This window comes from Dyella telluris (genome assembly GCF_014297575.1).
GTDB lineage: Bacteria > Pseudomonadota > Gammaproteobacteria > Xanthomonadales > Rhodanobacteraceae > Dyella > Dyella telluris.
In genome coordinates, this window is sequence record NZ_CP060412.1 from 3646937 (window position 1) to 3666262 (window position 19326).

Sequence of the window (19326 nt, forward strand, 5' to 3'; positions counted from 1 at the left end):
ATGTACCAGCCCGCGCACTTCAAGGAGGCTGACGGCGAAACGCTGCACGCGCTGATGCGCGCGTACCCGTTCGCCACCGTGGTGACGGGCGGGGAAGGCGGACTTGCCGCCAATCATCTGCCGCTGGAGCTGGTTGATGGCCAGCTGCATGGGCACGTGGCGGGCGGCAACGAGCTGGCGCGCATGGATGGCGCCGAGGTGTTGGTGATCTTCCGCGGTCCGGACGGCTATATCAGCCCGAACTGGTACCCGAGCAAGCACGAAACCCATCGCGAAGTGCCCACCTGGAACTACGCGGTGGTGCATGTGCATGGTCGCCTGCGCACCACCCGCGATGCCGCCTGGCTGCGCCAGCTGCTGGATCGCCTGACCGATCGCCATGAGGCCGGGCAGCCGGTGCCGTGGCAGGTGTCCGATGCGCCGGAAGACCAAGTCGAGAAGATGCTGCGCGCCATCGTCGGGCTGGAGATCTCCATCGACCGCATCGAAGGCAAGTTCAAGCTAAGCCAGAACCACCCGGCCGCCAATCGGGCAGGCGTGCGTGCCGGCCTGGGCGAACGCGCCGGTCGCGGCGATGCCGAGTTGGCGGAACTCATGTCACAACAAGAGGGCAGGTCGTGAGCCATACGCATCAACACCGCTACCAGGTCGACGTCACCTGGACGGGCAATCAGGGAACCGGAACCAAGACCTATCAGGGTTATGGTCGCGGCCACGAGATCCGCATCGCGGGCAAGCCCACGCTGGAGGGTTCGTCCGACCCGATGTTTCGCGGCGACGCCAGCAAGCACAACCCTGAAGACATGCTGGTGACGGCGCTTTCCACCTGCCACATGCTGTCCTACCTGCACCAGGCGGTACTGGCGGGCGTGGTGGTGACCACCTATGCGGACAGCGCCGAGGGCGCGATGGAAACGGACGTCCATGGCGGCCATTTCACCGAGGTGGTGCTGCATCCAGTGGTCACCATCAGCGCCGACAGCGACCCGGCCAAGGCCGAGGCAGCGCACGAACCCGCGCACCATGGCTGTTTCATTGCCAATTCCGTGAACTTCCCGGTGCGCGTGGAGCCGCGTATCGTGGTTGAATCTATCTAGTCATTTATCCGTTTAGCCATCCATTTCAGGATCCGCAAGTCATGAGCAAAGACATCGTTCTCGCCTTCTCCGGTGGCCTCGACACCAGTTTCTGCGTGCCTTACCTCAAGGAACGCGGCTGGGCCGTGCACACCGTCTTCGCTGATACCGGCGGCGTGGATGCCGAGGAGCGCGCCTACATTGAGCAGCGCGCCAAGGAACTGGGCGTGGCCAGCCATGTCACGGTCGACGGCGGCCCGGCGATCTGGAACGGTTTCGTGAAGCCCTTCGTGCAGGCGGGCGAGGCCTATCAGGGCCAGTACCCGCTGCTGGTGTCCGACCGCTACCTGATCGTGGATGCCGCCATTGCCCGCGCCAAGGAGCTGGGCACCAAGGCCATCGCGCACGGCTGCACCGGCATGGGCAACGACCAGGTGCGTTTCGACCTGGCCGTGAAGGCGCTGGGCGACTACCAGATCGTGGCGCCGATCCGCGAGATCCAGAAGGAACACACCCAGACCCGCGCCTACGAGCAGGCCTATCTGGAAGAGCGCGGCTTCGATGTGCGCGCCAAGCAGAAGAGCTACACCATCAACGAGAACCTGCTGGGCGTGACCCTTTCCGGTGGCGAGATCGACCACTGGAAGACGCCGGGTGAAGGTGCGCGTGGCTGGTGCAAGCCGCGTTCCGAATGGCCGTCCGAGAAGCTGTCGGTCACCGTGGGCTTCGAGAAGGGCGAAGCCGTGTCGCTCAATGGCGAAAAGCTGCCGGGCGCCAAGCTGCTGGCCAAGCTCAACGAGCTGTTCGCGCCGTACGGCGTGGGCCGTGGCATGTACACCGGCGACACCACCATCGGCCTCAAGGGCCGCATCGTGTATGAAGCGCCGGGCCTGATTTCCCTGCTCACCGCGCATCGTGCGCTGGAAGAAGCCGTGCTGACCAAGCAGCAGAACCGCTTCAAGCCGGACGTGGCACGCAAGTGGGTGGAAGTGGTGTACGAAGGTTTCTTCCACGATCCGATCAAGACCGACCTGGAGGCCTACCTGACCTCCAGCCAGAGCACGGTCAATGGCGAAGTGGTGCTGGAAACCTCGGGCGCGCAGGTGACGGCGGTGGAAGTGCGTTCGCCGCACATCCTCAATGCCAAGGGCGCGACCTACGCGCAGTCGGCCGACTGGGGCGTGGAAGAGGCCGAGGGCTTCATCAAGCTGTTCGGCATGAGCAGCACCCTGTGGGCGGAAATCAACCGCAGCTGAGCGACGGAAGGAGCGCGGCACGATGGGCGACAATCTGCACATTTCCACGGACAAGGATCAGCTCGACCTCGCGCTGATCCATGATTTCCTTTCGACCGGCTCAAGCTGGGCGCAGGGGATTTCGTTGTCGACGGTGCGTCGTTCCATCGAGCATTCGCTGTGTTTCGGCGGCTACGTGGGCAGCGGCCAGGTGGCGTTCGCGCGGGTCATTTCCGACTTCGCCACCTTCGCCAATCTTGTCGACGTGTTCGTGCTCCCAGCCCATCGCGGCAAGGGCTATGGCAAGTGCGTGGTGGATGCGGTGATGTCGCATCCCCATCTGCAGGGGCTGCGCCGGTTCACCCTGGCCACCTTCGACGCACACGAGCTTTACGCACGCCATGGCTTCACCACGCCTGTCCGCCCGGACACGCTGATGGAAATCTATCGGCCCGGCATTTATCAATCGGCTCCGTGATTACGGAGCCGTCGATGCACTTTCTACGACGGACCTCATGAGCGCATTACTGGACGACACCCTTCGACATCTTCGCGCGCTGGTCAGCTACGACACGCGCAATCCGCCACGTGAGATCGGCACCGGTGGCATTTTCGATTACCTGCGGGACAACCTGCCGGGCTTCGACGTCACCGTGACCGACTACGGCGCGGGTGCCGTGACGCTTTACGCCGTGCGCGGCAAGCCGAAGGTGCTGTTCAACGTGCATCTGGATACGGTGCCCGATTCCCCGCACTGGACGGCCAGCCCGCACGAACTGCGCGTGACCGAAGACCGCGCCATCGGCCTGGGTGCCTGCGACATCAAGGGTGCTGCCGCCGCGCTGGTGGCCGTGGCCAATGTCACCAAGGGTGACATGGCGCTGCTGCTGTCCACCGACGAGGAAGCCAACGATCCGCGCTGCATCGCCGGGTTCCTGAAGGACAAGCCCGCTTACGACGCGATTATCGTGGCCGAGCCCACCAAGGGTGAGGCGGTGCTCGCACATCGCGGCATCCACTCCGTGCACATGCGCTTCAAGGGTCAGGCCGGTCACGCGTCGGGCGAGCAGAAGCCCAGCGACAGCGCCGTGCACCAGGCGGTGCGCTGGGGCGCGGCCGCGCTGGATCACGTGGAGAAGCTGGCGCACGAGCGTTTCGGTGGCCTGACCGGCCTGCGCTTCAACATCGGTCGTGTGGATGGCGGCATCAAGGCGAACATGATCGCCCCGTCGGCGGAGGTCCGTTTTGGCTTCCGCCCGTTGCCGACCATGGCGCCTGCCCAGTTGCTGGAAACCTTCCGCACGCTGGTCGAGCCGCATCCGGTGTCGTTCGAAGAACTGTTCCATGGCGATTCGCTGCCGGCCGGCGACACCGCCACTGCCGAAGCACGCCGCCTCGCCGCGCGTGACCTGGCTGACGAACTCAACATTCCCATTGGCAATGCCGTGGACTTCTGGACCGAGGCGGCGCTGTTCTCCGCCGCCGGCTACATCAGCTTCGTGTACGGCCCCGGCGATATCGCGCAGGCGCACACCGCCGACGAGTGGGTCTCGCTCGATCAGCTGAAGCATTACGCCGACACCATTTACCGCATCATCGACAAGAGTTGAACAACGTGGAAGCCCACAAGCACACCCGGAAAACCATCGTGCGCCTGCTTTCGAGCATGGGGAGCGCGAAGGAGATCCAGCAATACCTCAAGCGCTTCTCGCAGCTCGACGCCAAGCGCTTCGCCGTGGTCAAGGTCGGTGGCGCGGTGCTGCGCGATGACCTGCCGGCACTGACTTCGTCGCTGACCTTCCTGCAGCAGGTGGGCCTGACCCCGATCGTGCTGCACGGCGCGGGTCCGCAGCTGGACGAGGAGCTCTCGGCCGCCGGCATCGAGAAGCACACGGTGAATGGCCTGCGCGTGACCACGCCCAAGGCGCTGGCCATCGTGCGCAAGGTGTTCCAGGAGCAGAACCTGCGCCTGGTCGAGGCGCTGCAGACCATGGATACGCGTGCCACGTCCGTGCCGTCTGGCGTGTTCACGGCCAGCTATCTGGACCGCGATACCTATGGTCTGGTCGGCAAGGTCAGCAGCATCAACCTGGCACCGATCGAAGCCAGCCTGCGTGCCGGCTCCATTCCGGTGATTGCCAGCCTGGGCGAAACGGAAGAGGGTCAGATCCTCAACGTCAACGCCGACTTCGCCGCCAATGAACTGGTGCGCGTGCTGCAGCCGTACAAGATCGTGTTCCTTACCGGCACCGGCGGCCTGCTGGACGACAAGGGCAACATCATCGACTCGATCAACCTGAGCACCGAGTTCGACCACCTGATGTCGCAGCCCTGGATCAACGGCGGCATGCGCCTGAAGATCGAACAGATCGCGGACCTGCTGGGCGACCTGCCGCTGACCTCGTCGGTGTCGATCACCAAGCCGTCGGAACTGGCCAAGGAGCTGTTCACCCACAAGGGGTCGGGCACGCTGGTGCGTCGTGGCGAAAAGGTGAAGCGCTTCGAGTCGTGGGAGGGCATCGACCAGGCGCGCATGCGCGAGCTGATCGAATCCAGCTTCGGTCGCTCGCTGGTGCCCGATTACTTCGAGCGCACCACGCCATTCCGCGTGTACGTAAGTGAAAACTATCGCACCGCGATGATCCTTACCATGGAAGACGGCCTGCCGTACCTGGACAAGTTCGCCGTGCTCGACGACGCGCAGGGCGAAGGCCTTGGCCGTGCCGTATGGCAGGTGATGCGCGAGGAGAATCCGCAGCTGTTCTGGCGTTCGCGCCACGGCAACGCCGTCAACCATTTCTACTACGCCGAATCGGATGGCTGTCTCAAGCAGCCGCGCTGGAAAGTGTTCTGGTACGGCATCGAAGACTTCGACACGATCGCCAGCTGCGTCGCGCATTGCGCGCAGCGCCTGCCGACCCTGGTGGACTGACCCATGAGCACGACAAAACATCGCATCGGCATTGTCGGCGCCCGTGGCCATACCGGTGCGGAGCTCATCCGCCTGGTGGCCGCGCATCCGGCGCTGGAACTGTCTTTTGTCTCTTCGCGTGAGCTGGATGGCCAGCGCGTGGCCGACCACGTGGACGGTTTCCCCAGCGAACTGCGCTACGCCAGCCTCGACGCCGATGCCGTGGCGGCGCAGGGCGCCGACGTGGTGGTGCTCGCGCTGCCGAACGGCAAGGCTGCGCCGTACGTGGAAGCCATCGACAAGGCCAAGCCCGACACGCTGGTCGTCGACCTGTCGGCCGACTATCGCTTCAACGAGAAGTGGTACTACGGCCTGCCGGAGCTGACCCGTCAGTTGTGGCGTGGCGAAAAGCGCATCAGCAATCCGGGTTGCTATGCCACGGCGATCCAGCTGTCCATCGCGCCGCTGAAGGACCTGCTGGCGGCGCCGCCGGTGAGCTTCGGCGTGTCCGGCTACTCGGGTGCGGGTACCACCCCGTCCGACAAGAACGATCCGGAAAAGCTGCGCGACAACCTGATGCCGTATTCGCTCACCGGCCACATGCACGAGAAAGAGGCCAGCCGCCACCTCAATGTGCCGGTGGAATTCATGCCGCACGTGGCGCCGCATTTCCGTGGCCTCACGGTCACCACCAACCTCTATCTGGCCCGCCAGGTGAAGCGCGAAGACATCGTCAACCGCTTCAAGGGTGCCTACGAGGGCGAGAAGCTGGTGCACGTGGTGGATGAGGCACCCTGGGTTAGCCATATCGCGCACAAGCACCACGTGGATATCGGCGGTTTCGCCGTGTCCAACGACGGCAAGCGCGTGGTGGTGGTGGCGACGCTCGACAACCTGCTCAAGGGCGCAGCGACGCAGGCCATGCAGAACATCAATCGCGCCATTGGCGTGGACGAATACACCGCGATTCCGGTTTAAGAGCGAGAAGTGAGTTGAGAAGAGTGAGTGGCGAGAGAAGGGCGCGCATGCACCGGCTCTCTCTCGTTCCTCACTTCTGTCTTCTATTTTCCAAGGATTTGTTATGGCTCAGCCTCTCTGGCAAAAATCCAACATCAAGATCGACGCGCGCATCATGGCGTTCCTCGCCGGCGACGACGTGGTGCTGGACCGCGAGTTCTTCCTGCACGACATCACCGCCAGCAAGGCCCATGTGGAAGGTCTGGCGAATATCGGCGTGGTGAGCGCCGACGAGGCCGCCGCGCTCAAGCGCGAGCTGGACGTGCTGGCGGATGATTTCCGTGCCGGCAACTTCGTGCTGGACGACCGCTATGAAGACGGCCACTCGGCCATCGAGGCGCGCCTGACCGAGCGCCTGGGCGATGCGGGGCGTCGCGTGCACACGGGCCGCAGCCGCAATGACCAGATTCTGGTGGCCACGCGCCTGTGGCTGAAGGAGCAGCTGGCTGCGCTGGAGCAGTATTCCCGCGCCATTGCCAAGGTCTGCCTCGATCGCGCCGCCCAGCCGGCCGTGCCGCTGCCGGGGTACACGCACCTGCAACGCGCGGTGGTGTCCTCTACTGGCATGTGGTTCGCCGGTTTCGCCGAGGCGTTCATCGACAACACGCTGCGGGCGAAGCAGACCGCCTTGCTCATTGATGCCAACCCGCTGGGCACGGCTGCCGGTTATGGCGTGAACCTGAAGCTGGATCGCGAGCACACCACGCAGGCGCTGGGCTTTGCCCGCATGCAGGTATCGCCGATCTACGCGCAGCTGTCGCGTGGCAAGTTCGAAATGGCTGTGCTTGAAGCCATTGCCGCCGCGCTGCTGGACGTGCGCCGCCTCGCCTGGGATCTCTCGCTGTTCACCACGGCGGAATTCAATTTCGTGAAGCTGCCGAGCGAATACACCACCGGCAGCTCCATCATGCCGAACAAGCGCAACCCGGACGTGGTAGAACTGCTGCGCGCCAGCTACGCCAGCGTGGCTGCTGCCCGCACCGAGATCGAGCAGCTGCTGTCGTTGCCGTCGGGCTATCAGCGCGACCTTCAGTTCTCCAAGGGCTCGCTGTTCCATGGCTGCCGGCATGGCCTGGCCGCGCTGGAGCTGGTGCCAGACCTGCTGGCCCGCATGGAGTGGAACGAGCCGGCCATGCGCGCCGCCATCGAGCCGGCCATGTACGCCACCGACGTGGCGATCGAGCAGGCCGCGGCAGGTGTGCCGTTCCGTGACGCCTACCGCGCGGCTGCCGATGCGGCGGCTTCCGCGGGCGAAGGGCGCACGCCCGAGGCCAGCCTGGCGGCCCGCGTGTCGCCCGGATCTGGCCATGACCTGCGCCTGGATGAATTGCGCGATAGACTCAGCCGTCTGGACGGCTAAACGGTGAAAGGCATGGGGACCGTCAGTACGGGGAATGCCGAACATTACACATGGGGTCAGGGGTGCGATGGCTGGCATTTGCTGGCCGGCGACGACCTCAGCATCATCGAGGAGCGCATGCCGCCGGGCACGTGGGAAGCCCGCCACCGGCATGCGCGGTCCCGCCAGTTCTTCCGTGTACTGGAAGGCGAGCTGACCATCGAGCTCGAAGGGGTCACCCATCGGGTCGCTGCGGGGTGTGGCTTGCACGTACCTCCGGGCACGGCCCATCAGGTGCGCAACGACAGCCAGGGCGACGCGCGGATGCTGGTGGTGTCCTCGCCACGCAGCCATGGGGATCGCATCGACGCTCCGCCGGAGCCGCAGCCATGAGCGGTGCGATGCAGGCGCAAGCCATTCCCGAACAGGCGCTGCCAGCCTGGCGCCGCGCCGTGCTGAAGGTGGGCAGTAACCTGCTGGCCGCTGACGGTGGCGGCCTCACGCCGCACTACGCCAAGGCGCTGGCGGGTTTCATCCAGGCCAGCCGCGATGCCGGCCGGCAGGTCGTGCTGGTGTCGTCCGGTGCGGTGGCCGCAGGGCGTGCTCAGTTGCGGGCCCATGCTCCCAGCGGTGGCGATCTGGCGGCCCGGCAGGCGCTGGCCGCACTGGGACAGGCGCCGATGATCGCGCTCTGGCAGTCGCTGAGCCCGCGGCCAGTGGCGCAGGTGCTGCTGACCCATGACGACCTGCGCAATCGCCGGCGTTACCTCAATGCCCGTGCCACCTTGCGTGAACTGCTCGCGCTGGACGTGTTGCCTGTGGTGAACGAGAACGACACGGTGGCCGTCGACGAGCTGAAGCTGGGCGACAACGACAACCTTGCCGCCATCGTCGCGGCGCTGGTCGATGCCGACCTGCTGCTGATCGCCTCGGACATTGACGCGCTCTACACCGCCGACCCGCGTCGCGACCCCACGGCCGTGCCGTTGGGGCGAGTGGAGGCGCTCACGCCCGAGGTGCTGGCCATGGCCGGGGGCAGCGGCAGCAGCGTCGGCACGGGTGGCATGCGCACCAAGCTGGAGGCTGCGGCCAAGGCAGCCGCGGCCGGCGTGCCCACCGCGCTGTTCAGCGGCCGGAACGAGGACGCGGCACGGGCGCTTGTCCACGGCCGGCTCCGCGGCACCTATTTCGCCGTCGCCCGCAGTCGCATGCAGGCCCGCAAATACTGGCTGCGCCACGCACCTGCCGCACCGGGACGCATCCACGTGGATGAGGGCGCGGTGCGCGCGCTCACCGGCGGTCGTGCTTCGCTGCTCCCGGGCGGCGTTCGCGACGTCAGTGGCGAGTTTCATCGCGGCGACCTAGTGGAGATCGTCGATGCCGCCGGACATCCGGTGGCGCGTGGCCTGTGCCAGTACGGCGATGGCGAAGTGAGGCGCCTGGCGGGGCGACACAGCCGCGATATCGAAGCCGTGCTGGGTTACAGCTACGGTTCGGAGATCGTGCACCGGGACGATCTCGCCACGCTGGCGGATATCGAAACGACGGGAGAGATCGACGCATGAGCGACATTCGTTCGCAGGCCCTGGCATGCCGCGATGCGGCCCCGCTATTGGCCATGCTGGACAGCACGGCCAAGCGCGCGTTGCTGGCCGACATGGCGGCGGCGCTGGAGCGCCACGAAGACGACATCCTCGCGGCCAACGCGAAGGACATGCAGCACGCGGCAGGAAAGGGCGTGCATGGCGCGATGCTCGACCGGCTTCGCCTGGATGAATCGCGCATCAGGGCGATGGCCGATGGCCTGCGCGACGTGGCTGCGCTGCCCGACCCGGTCGGCGTGGTCACGCATCGCGATACGCTGGCCAACGGCGTGGTGGTCGAGCGCGTGCGCATTCCGCTGGGCGTGGTGGCGATGATCTACGAGGCTCGCCCCAACGTAACCGCGGACGCTGCCGCGCTGTGCCTGATGGCGGGCAATGCGGTGATCCTGCGTGGCGGCTCCGAAGCGGTCGAATCCAATCGTGCGATCGCAGCGGCACTTCACGAGGCGCTGCACGCCCACGGATTACCCGCCGCCGCGGTCACCGTGGTGGACGACCTGCGTCGCGACACCATGGTGGAGCTGCTGCAACTGAGCGACATCGTGGATCTGGCCATTCCTCGCGGCGGCGAAGGGCTGATTCGGTTCGTGACCGAGCACGCGCGCGTACCCGTGATCAAGCACTACAAGGGCGTATGCCACTTGTACGTGGATGGTTCGGCGGACCTCACGCTGGCGCTGAACCTGCTGGTCGATGGCAAGGCTTCGCGACCCGGGGTGTGCAACGCACTTGAAACCGTGCTGATCCATCGCGATGTCGCCGCGGAATTCCTGCCGCGTGCCGCAGCGGCACTGCGCGAGCGTGGCGTGGACCTGCGCGGCGACGAGGCCACCCGCGAGCTCGTGCCGGACGCCAGCATGGCCACCGATGACGACTACGCCGCCGAATTCCTGGACCTGATCATTGCCGTGCGCGTGGTCGATGGCCTGGGTGAAGCCATTGCCCATATTCGTCGTTACGGTTCGGATCACACGGAAGTCATCGCCACCAGCGATGAGGCGGCCGCGCAGCGCTTCGTGCAGTCATTGCGCTCGGCGGTGGTGATGGTCAATGCGTCCTCTCGTTTCTCCGATGGCAGCCAGCTCGGGCTGGGTGCAGAGATCGGCATCTCCACCACGCGACTGCATGCCTACGGGCCCATGGGTGCGGAATCGCTGACCATCGAGCGCTACGTGGTGCGCGGGAGAGGGCAGGTGCGGCATCAGGAAAGCCGCATCGGTTGAGGACGCCACCCTTCGTGGTGCGGCTTTTGTAGGAGCGCACCCTGTGCGCGATCGGGCCAGCGGATGCCTTCGCAAAGTCCGGTCGCGCACAGGGTGCGCTCCTACACGGGTGGGAAGGCAGCTTATTTGCCGGTATCGATGGCGTGGTGGTCGTAGCTCACCACGCGTGTCATCTGCCACTGGCCGTTCTGGTAGCGCCAGATGTTCATGAACTTGCCCATGCCCTCGCACTTGCCGGTATCCATCTGGCAGAAGCGGTGCGTGCCCATCTCGATGGCGCCGTAATCCTTGATCGGATACACCTCGAGCGTGCCGACCAGTTCACGCCGTACCTTGTGGCAGATGTTCTTGCGGGTGGCTTCCACCACCGCCTCGCGTGAGTGCTGCACGCCGCCCTTGTCGTGATAGAACTCCACGTCGTCGCTGAAGTAGTCGCCGAAGGTCTTCATGTCACAGGTGTTGAAGGCGTCGAACACCTTGGTATCCAGCGAGGCGATGGTGCGGTTGAGGGCATCCCCCGTGGGCAGGGCATCCGTGTCGGCGGCGTGCGCCATGGCCATGGCGAACAGCGGGGCGATCAGGCTGGTCAAACGGACGATCTGCGTGTGGCGCATGGTCATTCCTTGTCTTGGGTATGCCGATCATCCAGCAATCGGCATGCAAGGGCGAGTTATGAGGCCAAGTGCTTGATAACGCGGCATCAGTATGGCCCGGTGTGGTCCCAGGCCGGTGTCCATGGACATAGTCCGGACGGATGGACGTCCGTTTGGACGCCCTGGCTCAGGTCGTTGCAGTCCAGCGGCGAACGGCCTCGGCGAACACCACGCAATCGGCGTAACGGTTGTATAGCGGCGTCGGTGAGATGCGGATGACGTCCGGTTCGCGCCAATCGCCGACGATGCCCTGTTCCATCAGGTACTCGAACAGGGCCCGGCCGCGCGCGCGGCCGCCCTGCACGCGGATGGAAAGCTGCGAGCCGCGGCGCGCCGGGTCCGCCGGCGTCACCACGTCCAGCACGTCGCTGAGCTGTGTCTGCACCAGCCATTCCAGGTAGCCGGTGAGGCGCACGGCTTTGTCGCGCAGGTTCGACATGCCGGCGCGAACGAAAATCTCCAGCGACACGCGCAGCGGCGCCAGCGCCAGGATGGGTGGGTTGCTCAGCTGCCAGCCGTCCGCGCCATAAGTGGGCACGAATTCCGGACCCATCTGGAAACGCGTGGTCTTGTCATGACCCCACCAGCCAGCGAAGCGCGGCAGGGTAGTGCGTGCGTGGCGTTCGTGCACGAAGGCGCCGCCGACCGCGCCGGGGCCGCTGTTGAGGTACTTGTAGCTGCACCAGATGGCGAAATCGCAGCCGACGTCGTGCAACTGCAGCGGGAGGTTGCCCACGGCGTGGGCAAGGTCAAAGCCGACCATGCAGCCGTGACGCTGTGCGAGACGCGTGATGGCGGCCAGGTCGAACGCCTGGCCCGTGCGGTACTGCACGCCCGGCAACATCACCAGCGCGATGCGCGAGCCATGTTCGGCCAGCACGCGCTCGATGGCTTCCATCGAAATGGTGCCGTTCGCCTCGTCGCCCGTCAGTTCGATCAGCGCGGTGGCAGGGTCGTAACCGTGGAAGCGCACCTGCGATTCCACCGCATAGCGATCGGTGGGGAACGAGCCGGCCTCGATCAGGATCGCGTGGCGTTCCGGCGTGGGGCGATAGAAGCTCACCATCATCAGGTGCAGGTTCACGCCCAGCGTGTTCATCGCCACCACTTCGGACGGCTGCGCGCCGACCACCGTGGCCAGATCGTCACGCACGAACTCGTGGTAATCCATCCACGGCAAGCGACCCTTGAAGTGGCCTTCCACCGCCAGGTTGCCCCAGTCGTCCAGCTCCGCGGCCAGGGCCTCACGCACCGCGCGGGGCTGCAGGCCCAGCGAGTTGCCGCAGAAATAATGGCTGTCGCGACCCTCGTGCGGCGGGATCAGGAATTCGTCGCGGAAGGCACGCAGCGGATCGGCGGCATCCTGGGCCTGCGCCCAGGCGAGGGTGGCTTGATACGGAGCGGACATCGGGAGTCTCTTGCGAAAGCGTCGTGCCGATGGTGGCACGACGCGGTTGGTACGGTTTACTTCAGGCGTGCGGCGATGGCGTCGCAACCCTTGTCGAACTCGGCGCGCCAGTTGGCGCCGGCCGCGCTTTGCGACGGGCGAACGCAACGCAGCTGGATGGCCTGGCCACCCTTGAACCAGTAGCGCTCGCTGTAGCTGTACTGCGCACCGTTTTCCTGCGCGGTATAGGTGAAGTTGTCAGCGGCGCCGCCGGTGGCTGCCTGGTAGCCGGTGAGGGTCTTGGCCTTGCTCATGGCGCTGGCGACGTACTGCTGGAACTCGCCTGCATTGCCCACCTGCTTCACCGTCACCGATACACGGGCGAGGTTGCCGTTGGGCGACGGGTCCGGCACCTGGAACACGCGCACCTCGGGGTCACCCTGGGTTTCCATGATGCCCATCCATTGGTCGGGCGTGCTGAAGTTGACGCTGCCGCCGGCCATGCTGACATCGGAGGCATGGGTGGCGCCGGCGAACACGAGGGCGCCGACGATAAGCGTGTTGCGGAAGAAGCTCATGCCTTTTCCTGTGAAAAAGAGTGTGGTTGGAATCGCTGCAGCGGCAACCCCAGCCATTCCAGGGCGGTGCCGTGGAAGAGCCGCGCGCGGGCCTCGTGGTCGAGTCCCAGTGACTCGATGCCGCTGCCCGGATGCTGTTCCCCCAGCGGGAAAGGATAATCGGTCCCCAGCATGACGCGCTCGATCCCGGTCACATCCAGGAGATAGCGCAGGGCTTCCGGGTCGTGCACGCAGGAGTCGAAATACAGGCGTTGCAGGTATTCGCGCGGGTTGCGGGGGTTGTCCGTGGCCACCAGGTCCGGTCGCATGCGGAAGCCATGCTCGATGCGGCCGATGGTCCAGGGGAAGCTGCCGCCGCCGTGGGCCAGCATGACGCGCAGCTTGGGCAGCCGCTCCAGCACGCCGCCGAACACCAGGCAGCAGGCCGCGCGCGACTGCTCGGCCGGCATGCCCACCAGCCAGGGCAGCCAGTACTTGGGCATGCTGGCCGCGCCCATCATGTCCCAGGGGTGCACCATCACCGCCGCACCCAGGTCCGCCGCCGCCTCGAAGAACGGGAACAGCTCCGGCGCGTCCAGGTTCCAGTCGTTGCAGTGCGAACCGACCTGCACGCCCTGCAGGCCCAGTTCGTCGATGCAGCGCTCCAGCTCGCGGATGGCCAGCTCCGGCGACTGCAGCGGCACCGTGCCGATGCCGGCGTAGTGGCGCGGGTAGTCGTTGCAGATGCGCGCCATCTCGTCGTTCAGGTGGCGATGCAGCTCCAGCGCCTGATAACCCGGCGCCCAATAGGAGAACAGCACCGGCACGGTGGACACCACCTGCACGCCCACGTCGAACCGGGCGTAATCGTCGATGCGCTGCTGCGGGTCGAACGCGGATTCCCACACTTCGCGGAAGAACTTGCCGTCCTTGTAGATGCGATGGCGCCCGTCGTTGTGGATCATCACGGGGAAGCGATCGTCACCGAACTTGGCTGCCAGGTTCGGCCAGTCACGGGGAAGGATGTGGGCGTGCGTATCGATTTTGAGCATGCACCCGAGTGTATGCCACGGCCGGGGTGCCGTCTCGGCGCGGTGCAGCGTAAAAAGGGCGGCATCGCCGGGACGCCGGCTCAGGGGTGGCGAGATCCTGTCAGCGCTGACATACCCGCCTGCTGCGTGGCTGGCGGGTGAACCGACCCCGGCAAAAAGATGCAAAGCGCAAGGATTTGCCGCCATCATGGCGGGCGCCATCGCGCTCGCTTGCCATGGGAGGCAGCATGAAGTTCCTGGTCATGATCTACAACGACGACGCCTTGCTCGAGGCCCTGCCGCAGGGCGAGTTCGATTCCATGATGCGCGGCTGTTTCGCCCATGCCGATGAACTGCGCGAGCAGGGCCACCTGCTCGATTCCGTACAGCTCGAATCGCCCGCCCAGATCAAGTCGCTGCGCATGCGCAACGACAAGATGAGCGTGATGGACGGTCCGTTCGCCGAGGCCAAGGAATACCTGGGCGGCTACAACATCATCGAAGCGGCGGACATGGACGAGGCCCTGCGCATCGCGTCGGAGTTCCCGTGGGCACGCACCGGTCGCATCGATGTGTGGCCGATGCGTGATATCGATGCCGTGAGGCGTGGCGTCGGGGGCTGAGCAGCCCCCGCTATCGACGGCAAAACCCTCATGGTAGGAGCGCACTTGTGCGCGACCGCAGAGCCATGTCGATACCGCTCCGTCAGGTGGTCGCGCACGAGTGCGCTCCTACAGGGAGCTGATCCGGCACTACACCGTCGCCGTCGACTTGCTGTGGCTGCGCCCGGTGATGTGGGCGAGGGTGTTCACGTTGTCGACCAGGCGATCGCTGATGCGCGTGAGCAGCTCGGCGGCCTGGCGGTCTTCGGCCATGTTGAGCAGCGCGGCAAAGGTGCGCTGCAGGCCGCGCAGGTCGGGCAGGCGATCGGGCGTGCGCTGGGTGCGCAGGGCGGTGGCGATGTCATGCAACGCAGTGGCTGCGTGATCGACGAAGGCGCACATTTCCGCCGTTTCCGGCAGGTTGTGGTGGTCGTCGATCAGGGCTTCCAGCGTCATGGCCGTGCGTGCCAGGCGATTCCCGTTGGCGAACAGCGCATTGGCCAGTTCCAGCAGCGGCGCGGGTGTGCCCGGTTCGGAGCGCATGCGGTCCAATGAGGCCTGCGCGTTGCTGCGCGCCGTGCGCGCTGCCGTGCGCGCCTCGCGGCGGCCATCGCGACGTTCCGGGCGGGCCAGTGCGTTGAGATAATCGGCGTAGGCATCGAGCATGTCCGACAACTCCGCACGGGCCCGGGCGCGCTCCCAGGTTGGCCACAGCACATAGGCGAGCAAGGCCATGCCGCTGCCGAGCGCGGTGTTGATCACGCGATCCATCACCGCATCGCTGGAGTTCACCCCTTCAAACGACAACAGGATGACCACGGTGCCGGTCAGCGCCGCGACCGCGACGCCGTAGTGCGCGGTGGCCAGGTAACGGAACGCCATGCACAGCACCGCCATCAGGGCCAGATGCGCCCACATGTCGTGCGGCGTGAAGTGCAGCAGTGCCGTGGTAAGCACCAGGCCGAGCACGGTGCCGACCACGCGCAGCAGGCCGAAGTTGAAGGTGGCGGCGAAGTCGGGACGCAACACGATGGCCGCCGTCATCGGCAGCCAGTAGCCGTGCGGCAAGCCGAGTTGGCGCGACACGAACAGCGTGGCCGACAGCGTGATGGCACTGCGCACGGCGTGGCGGAACGCCACCGAATGCGGCGTCAGGTTGGCGCGCAGGGTGGCGCGTGCCGAGCTGCTGCGCAGCGCGGCGGGCAGCGGTGTTTCGGCGGCGGCGGCGCGCAGTTCGCCCCGGCTGCCGGCCCAGTTGGCGTTGCGCACCACGGCGGCCAGCTGGCCGGACAAGGCGTGGATGTGGGTGGCCAGGCCATCGGCATTGCCGCCATCGCCGAGCAGGGCGTTCTCGCTGGCCTGCAAGGTCTGCAGGGCATGCTCGGCCTGTCGCGGCGACTCGGCCAGCTCCAGCGCGTCCGCCACGGCGGCAAGCACCCGTGCGGCATCACCGCGGAACATGGCGTGGATGGTGGGGTTGGCGCGCAGCTCGGCCATGGCGGTGAGCTCAAGGCGGATGCGTTCGGCCAGTTCCAGCAGCACGCCAAACGCTTCCATCGCACGGCCACGCGCGTGGTGGCGGCCGAGCAGCGTGTGCTGCAGCGTGGTCATCGCATCGGTCAGCGCGGGCACATCGGCATCGTCGTGTTCCTGCTGGCGCGCCAGCATGGCCAGGCCGCGATAGACGGCCGCCAGCGCGTGCCGCTCCGGCCGGTAACGTTGCAGCGGCCACGCGGCAACGGAGAACAGCGTGAGCAGCAGGCCACCCGCGAAGATCAGCGCCGATGCCCCCAGGGCTTCGCCAAAGCCTCGTGGTGTCGCAGCCGTCACCACCAGCAGGATCATGCTGGTCATGCCCACGCGGGTCATGTCGGGGCCGAACACCACCAGCAGCCCGCCGAAGAAGCCGAAGGCGGCCGTGGCGATCAGGATGGGAATGAGCTGGTCGCCCAGCAGGAAGCCGGTCAGCGAAGCCAGGCCCGCCGCCACCGAGGCCAGCAGCAGCCGCGCCATGCGCTGGCGGTAGGGGCCCGGCTGGTCCGAGAACATGGTGTCCAGCGCGCCCGCGCCTATGCCAAGGCCAATGCCCGGATGGCCGGCGAGTATGCCGATGGCCAGCGGCAGGATGACCGCGGCGGTGTTGCGCACGACCACGCGCACCGGCACGTCCGGCCGCTTGGTGGTGAGCAGGCTGTCGACGACCGTGGCGCGCAGCGAATAACCCGTCGAAGACATGACGCGGCGAAGCTCCTTGGCAATACCTGCATTCTGCCCCAGCGACCCTGAAGCAGGCGCGACGAATCAGGGTCAGCCGGCCGGTGTGACCATGGTTCCGCCACCGGCTCCCAGCTGTCGCGACAACGCGTACAGGATGCGCAGATCCTGGTCGTCCAGCGTGTCGCCGTCCATACCGCGGAAGTGATGGTGGAACGAATGCACCGTGGCCGTGCGGTTATCCAGTGGGTATCCGATCAGCCCCAACGCGGCCCACGGATCGAAACCCGCCGGCGGATCCACCAGTGGACCCTGCGGCCACAGGCCGAAACCCGCCTGCGCCAGCTGCGCCCACGGGAAGCGCGGACCCGGATCGTCCTTGCGGCCCGGCGCGAGATCCTCATGGCCGATGATCTGCGTGCGCGGAATGCGCAGGCGGTCGGTGAGGTCGGCGAGCAGGCGCAGCAGGCTGTCGATCTGTACCTGGGTGAAGGGCGAGTCGCCGTCGTTGTCCAGCTCGATGCCGATGGACGCGGAGTTCACGTCGGTGATGGTGCCCCAGTGCCCGGAACCCGCATGCCACGCGCGCTCGCTGTCGGCGACGAGCTGGTACAGGTGACCATCGTTGCCGATCAGATAGTGCGAGCTCACCGGGCCGCCGCTGTTGGCCGTGCGCAGTGTGTGCAGCGCCTGAGCGGCGGAATGTTCGTTGGTGAAGTGGATGACGATGAGCACCGGTCGGCGCGCATCGAAGTTGGGCGAGGGCACCCATTGGGCGATGGGGTTGCGCACCGGCGCGGGAGCACAGGCGGAAAGCACGGCCGCCAGGCACAGCGGCATCAGCAGCTGGCGGACGCGGCGTGATGGCGGGGCGGAGTGGCGCAACACGGCATTCCTTTCCTTGGCGGGACTCGGCGAACGTGCACCAGCTACCGGGTGGCGTCAAGCCAACAAAAAAAGCGCCGGGTTGCCCCGGCGCTTTCGCGTGGTTCATCAACGGCAGCGATCAGGCGCGGCCGGCGAACTCGCCCGTCAGCGTGTTCACCCACACCTTCTCTTCGTTGGTGATGTATTCGGGCACCTGGATTTCGATGCCGGTGTTGAGCTTGGCAGGCTTGGTGCGCTTGGTGGCGCTGGCACCCTTGAGTTCCGGCGCGGTGTCGACCACGGTCAGCGTCACGCTGGTCGGCACCTGCAGGCCCACCGGCGCGTCGTCGATCAGCTGCACGTAGTAGCCCTCGACGTCTTCGACGATGTAGCCCGAGTTGTCACCGACCAGTTCCGGCGACAGCAGGTACTGGGTGTAGTCCTCCTTGTCCATGAACACGAAGACTTCGCCGTCCATGTACGAGAAGTTGGCCTCGCGGCGGACCAGGTCCATTTCCTTGAGGTCGTCGTCGGCGCGCAGGCTCAGGTCAAACTTGCGGCCACCGGGGATGGAATACATGGTGAAGCGGAAGGTGACGTTGCCGCCACGCGCGGTCGGCGAGCTGCGCTCGATGTCGCGCACCTGGTAGACGGTGCCGTCGTGTTCGACCACGTTGCCTTTCTTGACGTCGGAAGCTTTCATAAGGGCCAGGAGTGAGTGAATAGATGTGAGTAGTGAGAGAGCGAGGCGTGGAGAGTGCATCTCTCACTCCTCACTTATCTTCCCTGTTTTCTGCTTACTTGGGCTGCAGGCGCACCGCGCCATCAAGGCGGATGGTTTCGCCGTTGATGTAGCGGTTGCCGAGGATGAAGCCCACCGTGGTGGCGTATTCGTCCGGCTTGCCCAGGCGCGACGGGAACGGGATGGAAGCGGACAGCGACTCCTGCACCTGCGGCGGCATGCCATCGACCATCGGGGTCCAGAAGATGCCCGGGGCGATGGTGACCACGCGGATGCCGAAGCGGGACAGTTCGCGTGCCATCGGCAGCGTCATGCCCACCACGCCACCCTTGGAGGCGGAGTAGGCGGCCTGGCCGATCTGGCCCTCGAAGGCGGCCACGGAGGCGGTGTTGATAATCACGCCGCGCTCGCCGTCTTCACCGGCTTCGTTGTTCTGCATCAGGGCGGCAGCGGCCTTGGCCACATTGAAGCTACCCACCAGGTTCACCATCACGGTGGTGGCGAAGGTGTTCAGCGGCATCGGGCCTTCCTTGCCGAGCATGCGGCCCGCGCCCAGGATGCCGGCGCAGTTCACCACCACGTTCAGGCCACCCATGGCCTGGCTGGCGGCGGCCACGTTGGCGGACACGCCTTCTTCGGAAGTCACGTCGGTACGGAAGAAGTGGCCATGCAGTGCCTTGGCGGCGTCCTGGCCCTTCTCTTCGTTCACGTCGAACAGGGACACCTTGCCGCCGTTGGCGACCAGGAACTGGGCCACCGCGTGGCCGAGACCGGAGGCGCCGCCGGTGATGATCGCCTTGACCTGATTGAGCTGCATGGGGTGTCCTCGGGAATGCCAAAGCGGCAATGGTAGCCGAGGAGGGGGCGG

At 66.0% G+C, this 19326-nt stretch carries 20 protein-coding genes; 12 read left to right on the forward strand and 8 right to left on the reverse strand.

All coding sequences use genetic code 11. The features are described 5' to 3' along the window. From H8F01_RS16015 to H8F01_RS16065, 11 genes are all read left to right on the forward strand, one after another. The gene (locus tag H8F01_RS16015) at nt 1-621 is read left to right on the forward strand and encodes an FMN-binding negative transcriptional regulator (RefSeq protein ID WP_187056062.1); all 621 of its coding nucleotides are present in this window, start codon (nt 1-3) and stop codon (nt 619-621) included. Next, on the forward strand, nt 618-1097 hold the full coding sequence (locus H8F01_RS16020) for an OsmC family protein (protein ID WP_187056063.1): 480 nt from the start codon (nt 618-620) through the stop codon (nt 1095-1097). Before H8F01_RS16015 ends, H8F01_RS16020 begins: the two co-directional genes overlap by 4 nt. Nucleotides 1098-1138: 41 nt before the next feature. Beyond that, nucleotides 1139-2332, forward strand: a complete 1194-nt coding sequence (locus H8F01_RS16025) for an argininosuccinate synthase (RefSeq protein WP_187056064.1) — start codon at nt 1139-1141, stop codon at nt 2330-2332. 22 nt (nt 2333-2354) lie between these two features. After that, nucleotides 2355-2789, forward strand: coding sequence for a GNAT family N-acetyltransferase (locus H8F01_RS16030; RefSeq protein ID WP_187056065.1), 435 nt, complete (start codon nt 2355-2357; stop codon nt 2787-2789). Nucleotides 2790-2826: 37 nt separating this feature from the next. Beyond that, entirely contained in the window at nt 2827-3921 is a 1095-nt protein-coding gene (locus H8F01_RS16035; RefSeq protein WP_187056066.1) for an acetylornithine deacetylase, read from the forward strand. Nucleotides 3922-3977: 56 nt separating this feature from the next. Continuing rightward, complete coding sequence (locus H8F01_RS16040) at nt 3978-5243, forward strand: acetylglutamate kinase (RefSeq protein WP_238481266.1); 1266 nt, start codon at nt 3978-3980, stop codon at nt 5241-5243. Between the two features lie 3 nt (nt 5244-5246). Beyond that, nucleotides 5247-6200 (forward strand): N-acetyl-gamma-glutamyl-phosphate reductase, encoded by a 954-nt coding sequence (gene argC / locus H8F01_RS16045; protein ID WP_187056068.1) that lies wholly within the window; start codon nt 5247-5249, stop codon nt 6198-6200. Between the two features lie 103 nt (nt 6201-6303). Next, the gene (argH, locus tag H8F01_RS16050) at nt 6304-7599 is read left to right on the forward strand and encodes an argininosuccinate lyase (protein WP_187056069.1); all 1296 of its coding nucleotides are present in this window, start codon (nt 6304-6306) and stop codon (nt 7597-7599) included. A 12-nt stretch (nt 7600-7611) separates the two neighbouring features. After that, nucleotides 7612-7971, forward strand: coding sequence for a cupin domain-containing protein (locus tag H8F01_RS16055; RefSeq protein WP_187056070.1), 360 nt, complete (start codon nt 7612-7614; stop codon nt 7969-7971). Beyond that, complete coding sequence (gene proB / locus H8F01_RS16060) at nt 7968-9143, forward strand: glutamate 5-kinase (protein WP_187056071.1); 1176 nt, start codon at nt 7968-7970, stop codon at nt 9141-9143. Before H8F01_RS16055 ends, proB begins: the two co-directional genes overlap by 4 nt. Beyond that, nucleotides 9140-10405, forward strand: coding sequence for a glutamate-5-semialdehyde dehydrogenase (locus H8F01_RS16065; RefSeq protein ID WP_187056072.1), 1266 nt, complete (start codon nt 9140-9142; stop codon nt 10403-10405). Before proB ends, H8F01_RS16065 begins: the two co-directional genes overlap by 4 nt. A gap of 122 nt (nt 10406-10527) precedes the next feature. Here the strand turns inward: H8F01_RS16065 and H8F01_RS16070 are convergent, their stop codons facing one another. The 4 genes from H8F01_RS16070 to H8F01_RS16085 form a co-directional block, all read right to left on the reverse strand. Continuing rightward, complete coding sequence (locus H8F01_RS16070; RefSeq protein ID WP_238481012.1) at nt 10528-11019, reverse strand: nuclear transport factor 2 family protein; 492 nt, start codon at nt 11017-11019, stop codon at nt 10528-10530. 166 nt (nt 11020-11185) lie between these two features. Next, nucleotides 11186-12466, reverse strand: coding sequence for a kynureninase (gene kynU, locus H8F01_RS16075; protein WP_187056073.1), 1281 nt, complete (start codon nt 12464-12466; stop codon nt 11186-11188). Between the two features lie 56 nt (nt 12467-12522). Beyond that, nucleotides 12523-13023, reverse strand: coding sequence for a hypothetical protein (locus H8F01_RS16080; protein WP_187056074.1), 501 nt, complete (start codon nt 13021-13023; stop codon nt 12523-12525). After that, nucleotides 13020-14054: an amidohydrolase family protein gene (locus H8F01_RS16085; protein WP_187056075.1), complete on the reverse strand. Its 1035-nt coding sequence runs from the start codon at nt 14052-14054 to the stop codon at nt 13020-13022. Before H8F01_RS16085 ends, H8F01_RS16080 begins: the two co-directional genes overlap by 4 nt. A 227-nt stretch (nt 14055-14281) precedes the next feature. On the opposite strand from H8F01_RS16085, the gene H8F01_RS16090 reads away from it, so the two are divergent. Next, nucleotides 14282-14656: a YciI family protein gene (locus H8F01_RS16090; protein ID WP_187056076.1), complete on the forward strand. Its 375-nt coding sequence runs from the start codon at nt 14282-14284 to the stop codon at nt 14654-14656. Nucleotides 14657-14785: 129 nt separating this feature from the next. Here H8F01_RS16090 and H8F01_RS16095 read toward each other — a convergent pair whose 3' ends face one another. The 4 genes from H8F01_RS16095 to H8F01_RS16110 form a co-directional block, all read right to left on the reverse strand. After that, nucleotides 14786-16870 carry an FUSC family protein gene (locus H8F01_RS16095; RefSeq protein WP_187056077.1) on the reverse strand — a complete coding sequence of 695 codons (2085 nt, stop codon included), beginning with the start codon at nt 16868-16870 and terminating at the stop codon, nt 14786-14788. Between the two features lie 72 nt (nt 16871-16942). Then, nucleotides 16943-17689, reverse strand: coding sequence for an N-acetylmuramoyl-L-alanine amidase (locus tag H8F01_RS16100; protein WP_187059330.1), 747 nt, complete (start codon nt 17687-17689; stop codon nt 16943-16945). Nucleotides 17690-17855: 166 nt separating this feature from the next. Next, nucleotides 17856-18419 (reverse strand): elongation factor P-like protein EfpL, encoded by a 564-nt coding sequence (gene efpL, locus H8F01_RS16105; RefSeq protein WP_187056078.1) that lies wholly within the window; start codon nt 18417-18419, stop codon nt 17856-17858. 94 nt (nt 18420-18513) lie between these two features. Beyond that, the gene (locus H8F01_RS16110; protein WP_187056079.1) at nt 18514-19275 is read right to left on the reverse strand and encodes an SDR family NAD(P)-dependent oxidoreductase; all 762 of its coding nucleotides are present in this window, start codon (nt 19273-19275) and stop codon (nt 18514-18516) included. Between the last annotated feature and the right edge of the window lie 51 nt (nt 19276-19326).

What these genes read in the sequence shown, in the direction of transcription:
- H8F01_RS16015 (WP_187056062.1), top strand. Translation starts at nt 1, where the DNA reads ATGTACCAGCCCGCGCACTTCAAGGAGGCTGACGGCGAAACGCTGCAC.
- H8F01_RS16025 (WP_187056064.1), top strand. Translation starts at nt 1,139, where the DNA reads ATGAGCAAAGACATCGTTCTCGCCTTCTCCGGTGGCCTCGACACCAGT.
- H8F01_RS16030 (WP_187056065.1), top strand. Translation starts at nt 2,355, where the DNA reads ATGGGCGACAATCTGCACATTTCCACGGACAAGGATCAGCTCGACCTC.
- H8F01_RS16035 (WP_187056066.1), top strand. Translation starts at nt 2,827, where the DNA reads ATGAGCGCATTACTGGACGACACCCTTCGACATCTTCGCGCGCTGGTC.
- H8F01_RS16040 (WP_238481266.1), top strand. Translation starts at nt 3,978, where the DNA reads ATGGGGAGCGCGAAGGAGATCCAGCAATACCTCAAGCGCTTCTCGCAG.
- argC (WP_187056068.1), top strand. Translation starts at nt 5,247, where the DNA reads ATGAGCACGACAAAACATCGCATCGGCATTGTCGGCGCCCGTGGCCAT.
- argH (WP_187056069.1), top strand. Translation starts at nt 6,304, where the DNA reads ATGGCTCAGCCTCTCTGGCAAAAATCCAACATCAAGATCGACGCGCGC.
- H8F01_RS16055 (WP_187056070.1), top strand. Translation starts at nt 7,612, where the DNA reads ATGGGGACCGTCAGTACGGGGAATGCCGAACATTACACATGGGGTCAG.
- proB (WP_187056071.1), top strand. Translation starts at nt 7,968, where the DNA reads ATGAGCGGTGCGATGCAGGCGCAAGCCATTCCCGAACAGGCGCTGCCA.
- H8F01_RS16065 (WP_187056072.1), top strand. Translation starts at nt 9,140, where the DNA reads ATGAGCGACATTCGTTCGCAGGCCCTGGCATGCCGCGATGCGGCCCCG.
- H8F01_RS16070 (WP_238481012.1), bottom strand. Translation starts at nt 11,019, where the DNA reads ATGCGCCACACGCAGATCGTCCGTTTGACCAGCCTGATCGCCCCGCTG.
- kynU (WP_187056073.1), bottom strand. Translation starts at nt 12,466, where the DNA reads ATGTCCGCTCCGTATCAAGCCACCCTCGCCTGGGCGCAGGCCCAGGAT.
- H8F01_RS16080 (WP_187056074.1), bottom strand. Translation starts at nt 13,023, where the DNA reads ATGAGCTTCTTCCGCAACACGCTTATCGTCGGCGCCCTCGTGTTCGCC.
- H8F01_RS16085 (WP_187056075.1), bottom strand. Translation starts at nt 14,054, where the DNA reads ATGCTCAAAATCGATACGCACGCCCACATCCTTCCCCGTGACTGGCCG.
- H8F01_RS16090 (WP_187056076.1), top strand. Translation starts at nt 14,282, where the DNA reads ATGAAGTTCCTGGTCATGATCTACAACGACGACGCCTTGCTCGAGGCC.
- H8F01_RS16095 (WP_187056077.1), bottom strand. Translation starts at nt 16,870, where the DNA reads ATGTCTTCGACGGGTTATTCGCTGCGCGCCACGGTCGTCGACAGCCTG.
- H8F01_RS16100 (WP_187059330.1), bottom strand. Translation starts at nt 17,689, where the DNA reads ATGCCGCTGTGCCTGGCGGCCGTGCTTTCCGCCTGTGCTCCCGCGCCG.
- efpL (WP_187056078.1), bottom strand. Translation starts at nt 18,419, where the DNA reads ATGAAAGCTTCCGACGTCAAGAAAGGCAACGTGGTCGAACACGACGGC.
- H8F01_RS16110 (WP_187056079.1), bottom strand. Translation starts at nt 19,275, where the DNA reads ATGCAGCTCAATCAGGTCAAGGCGATCATCACCGGCGGCGCCTCCGGT.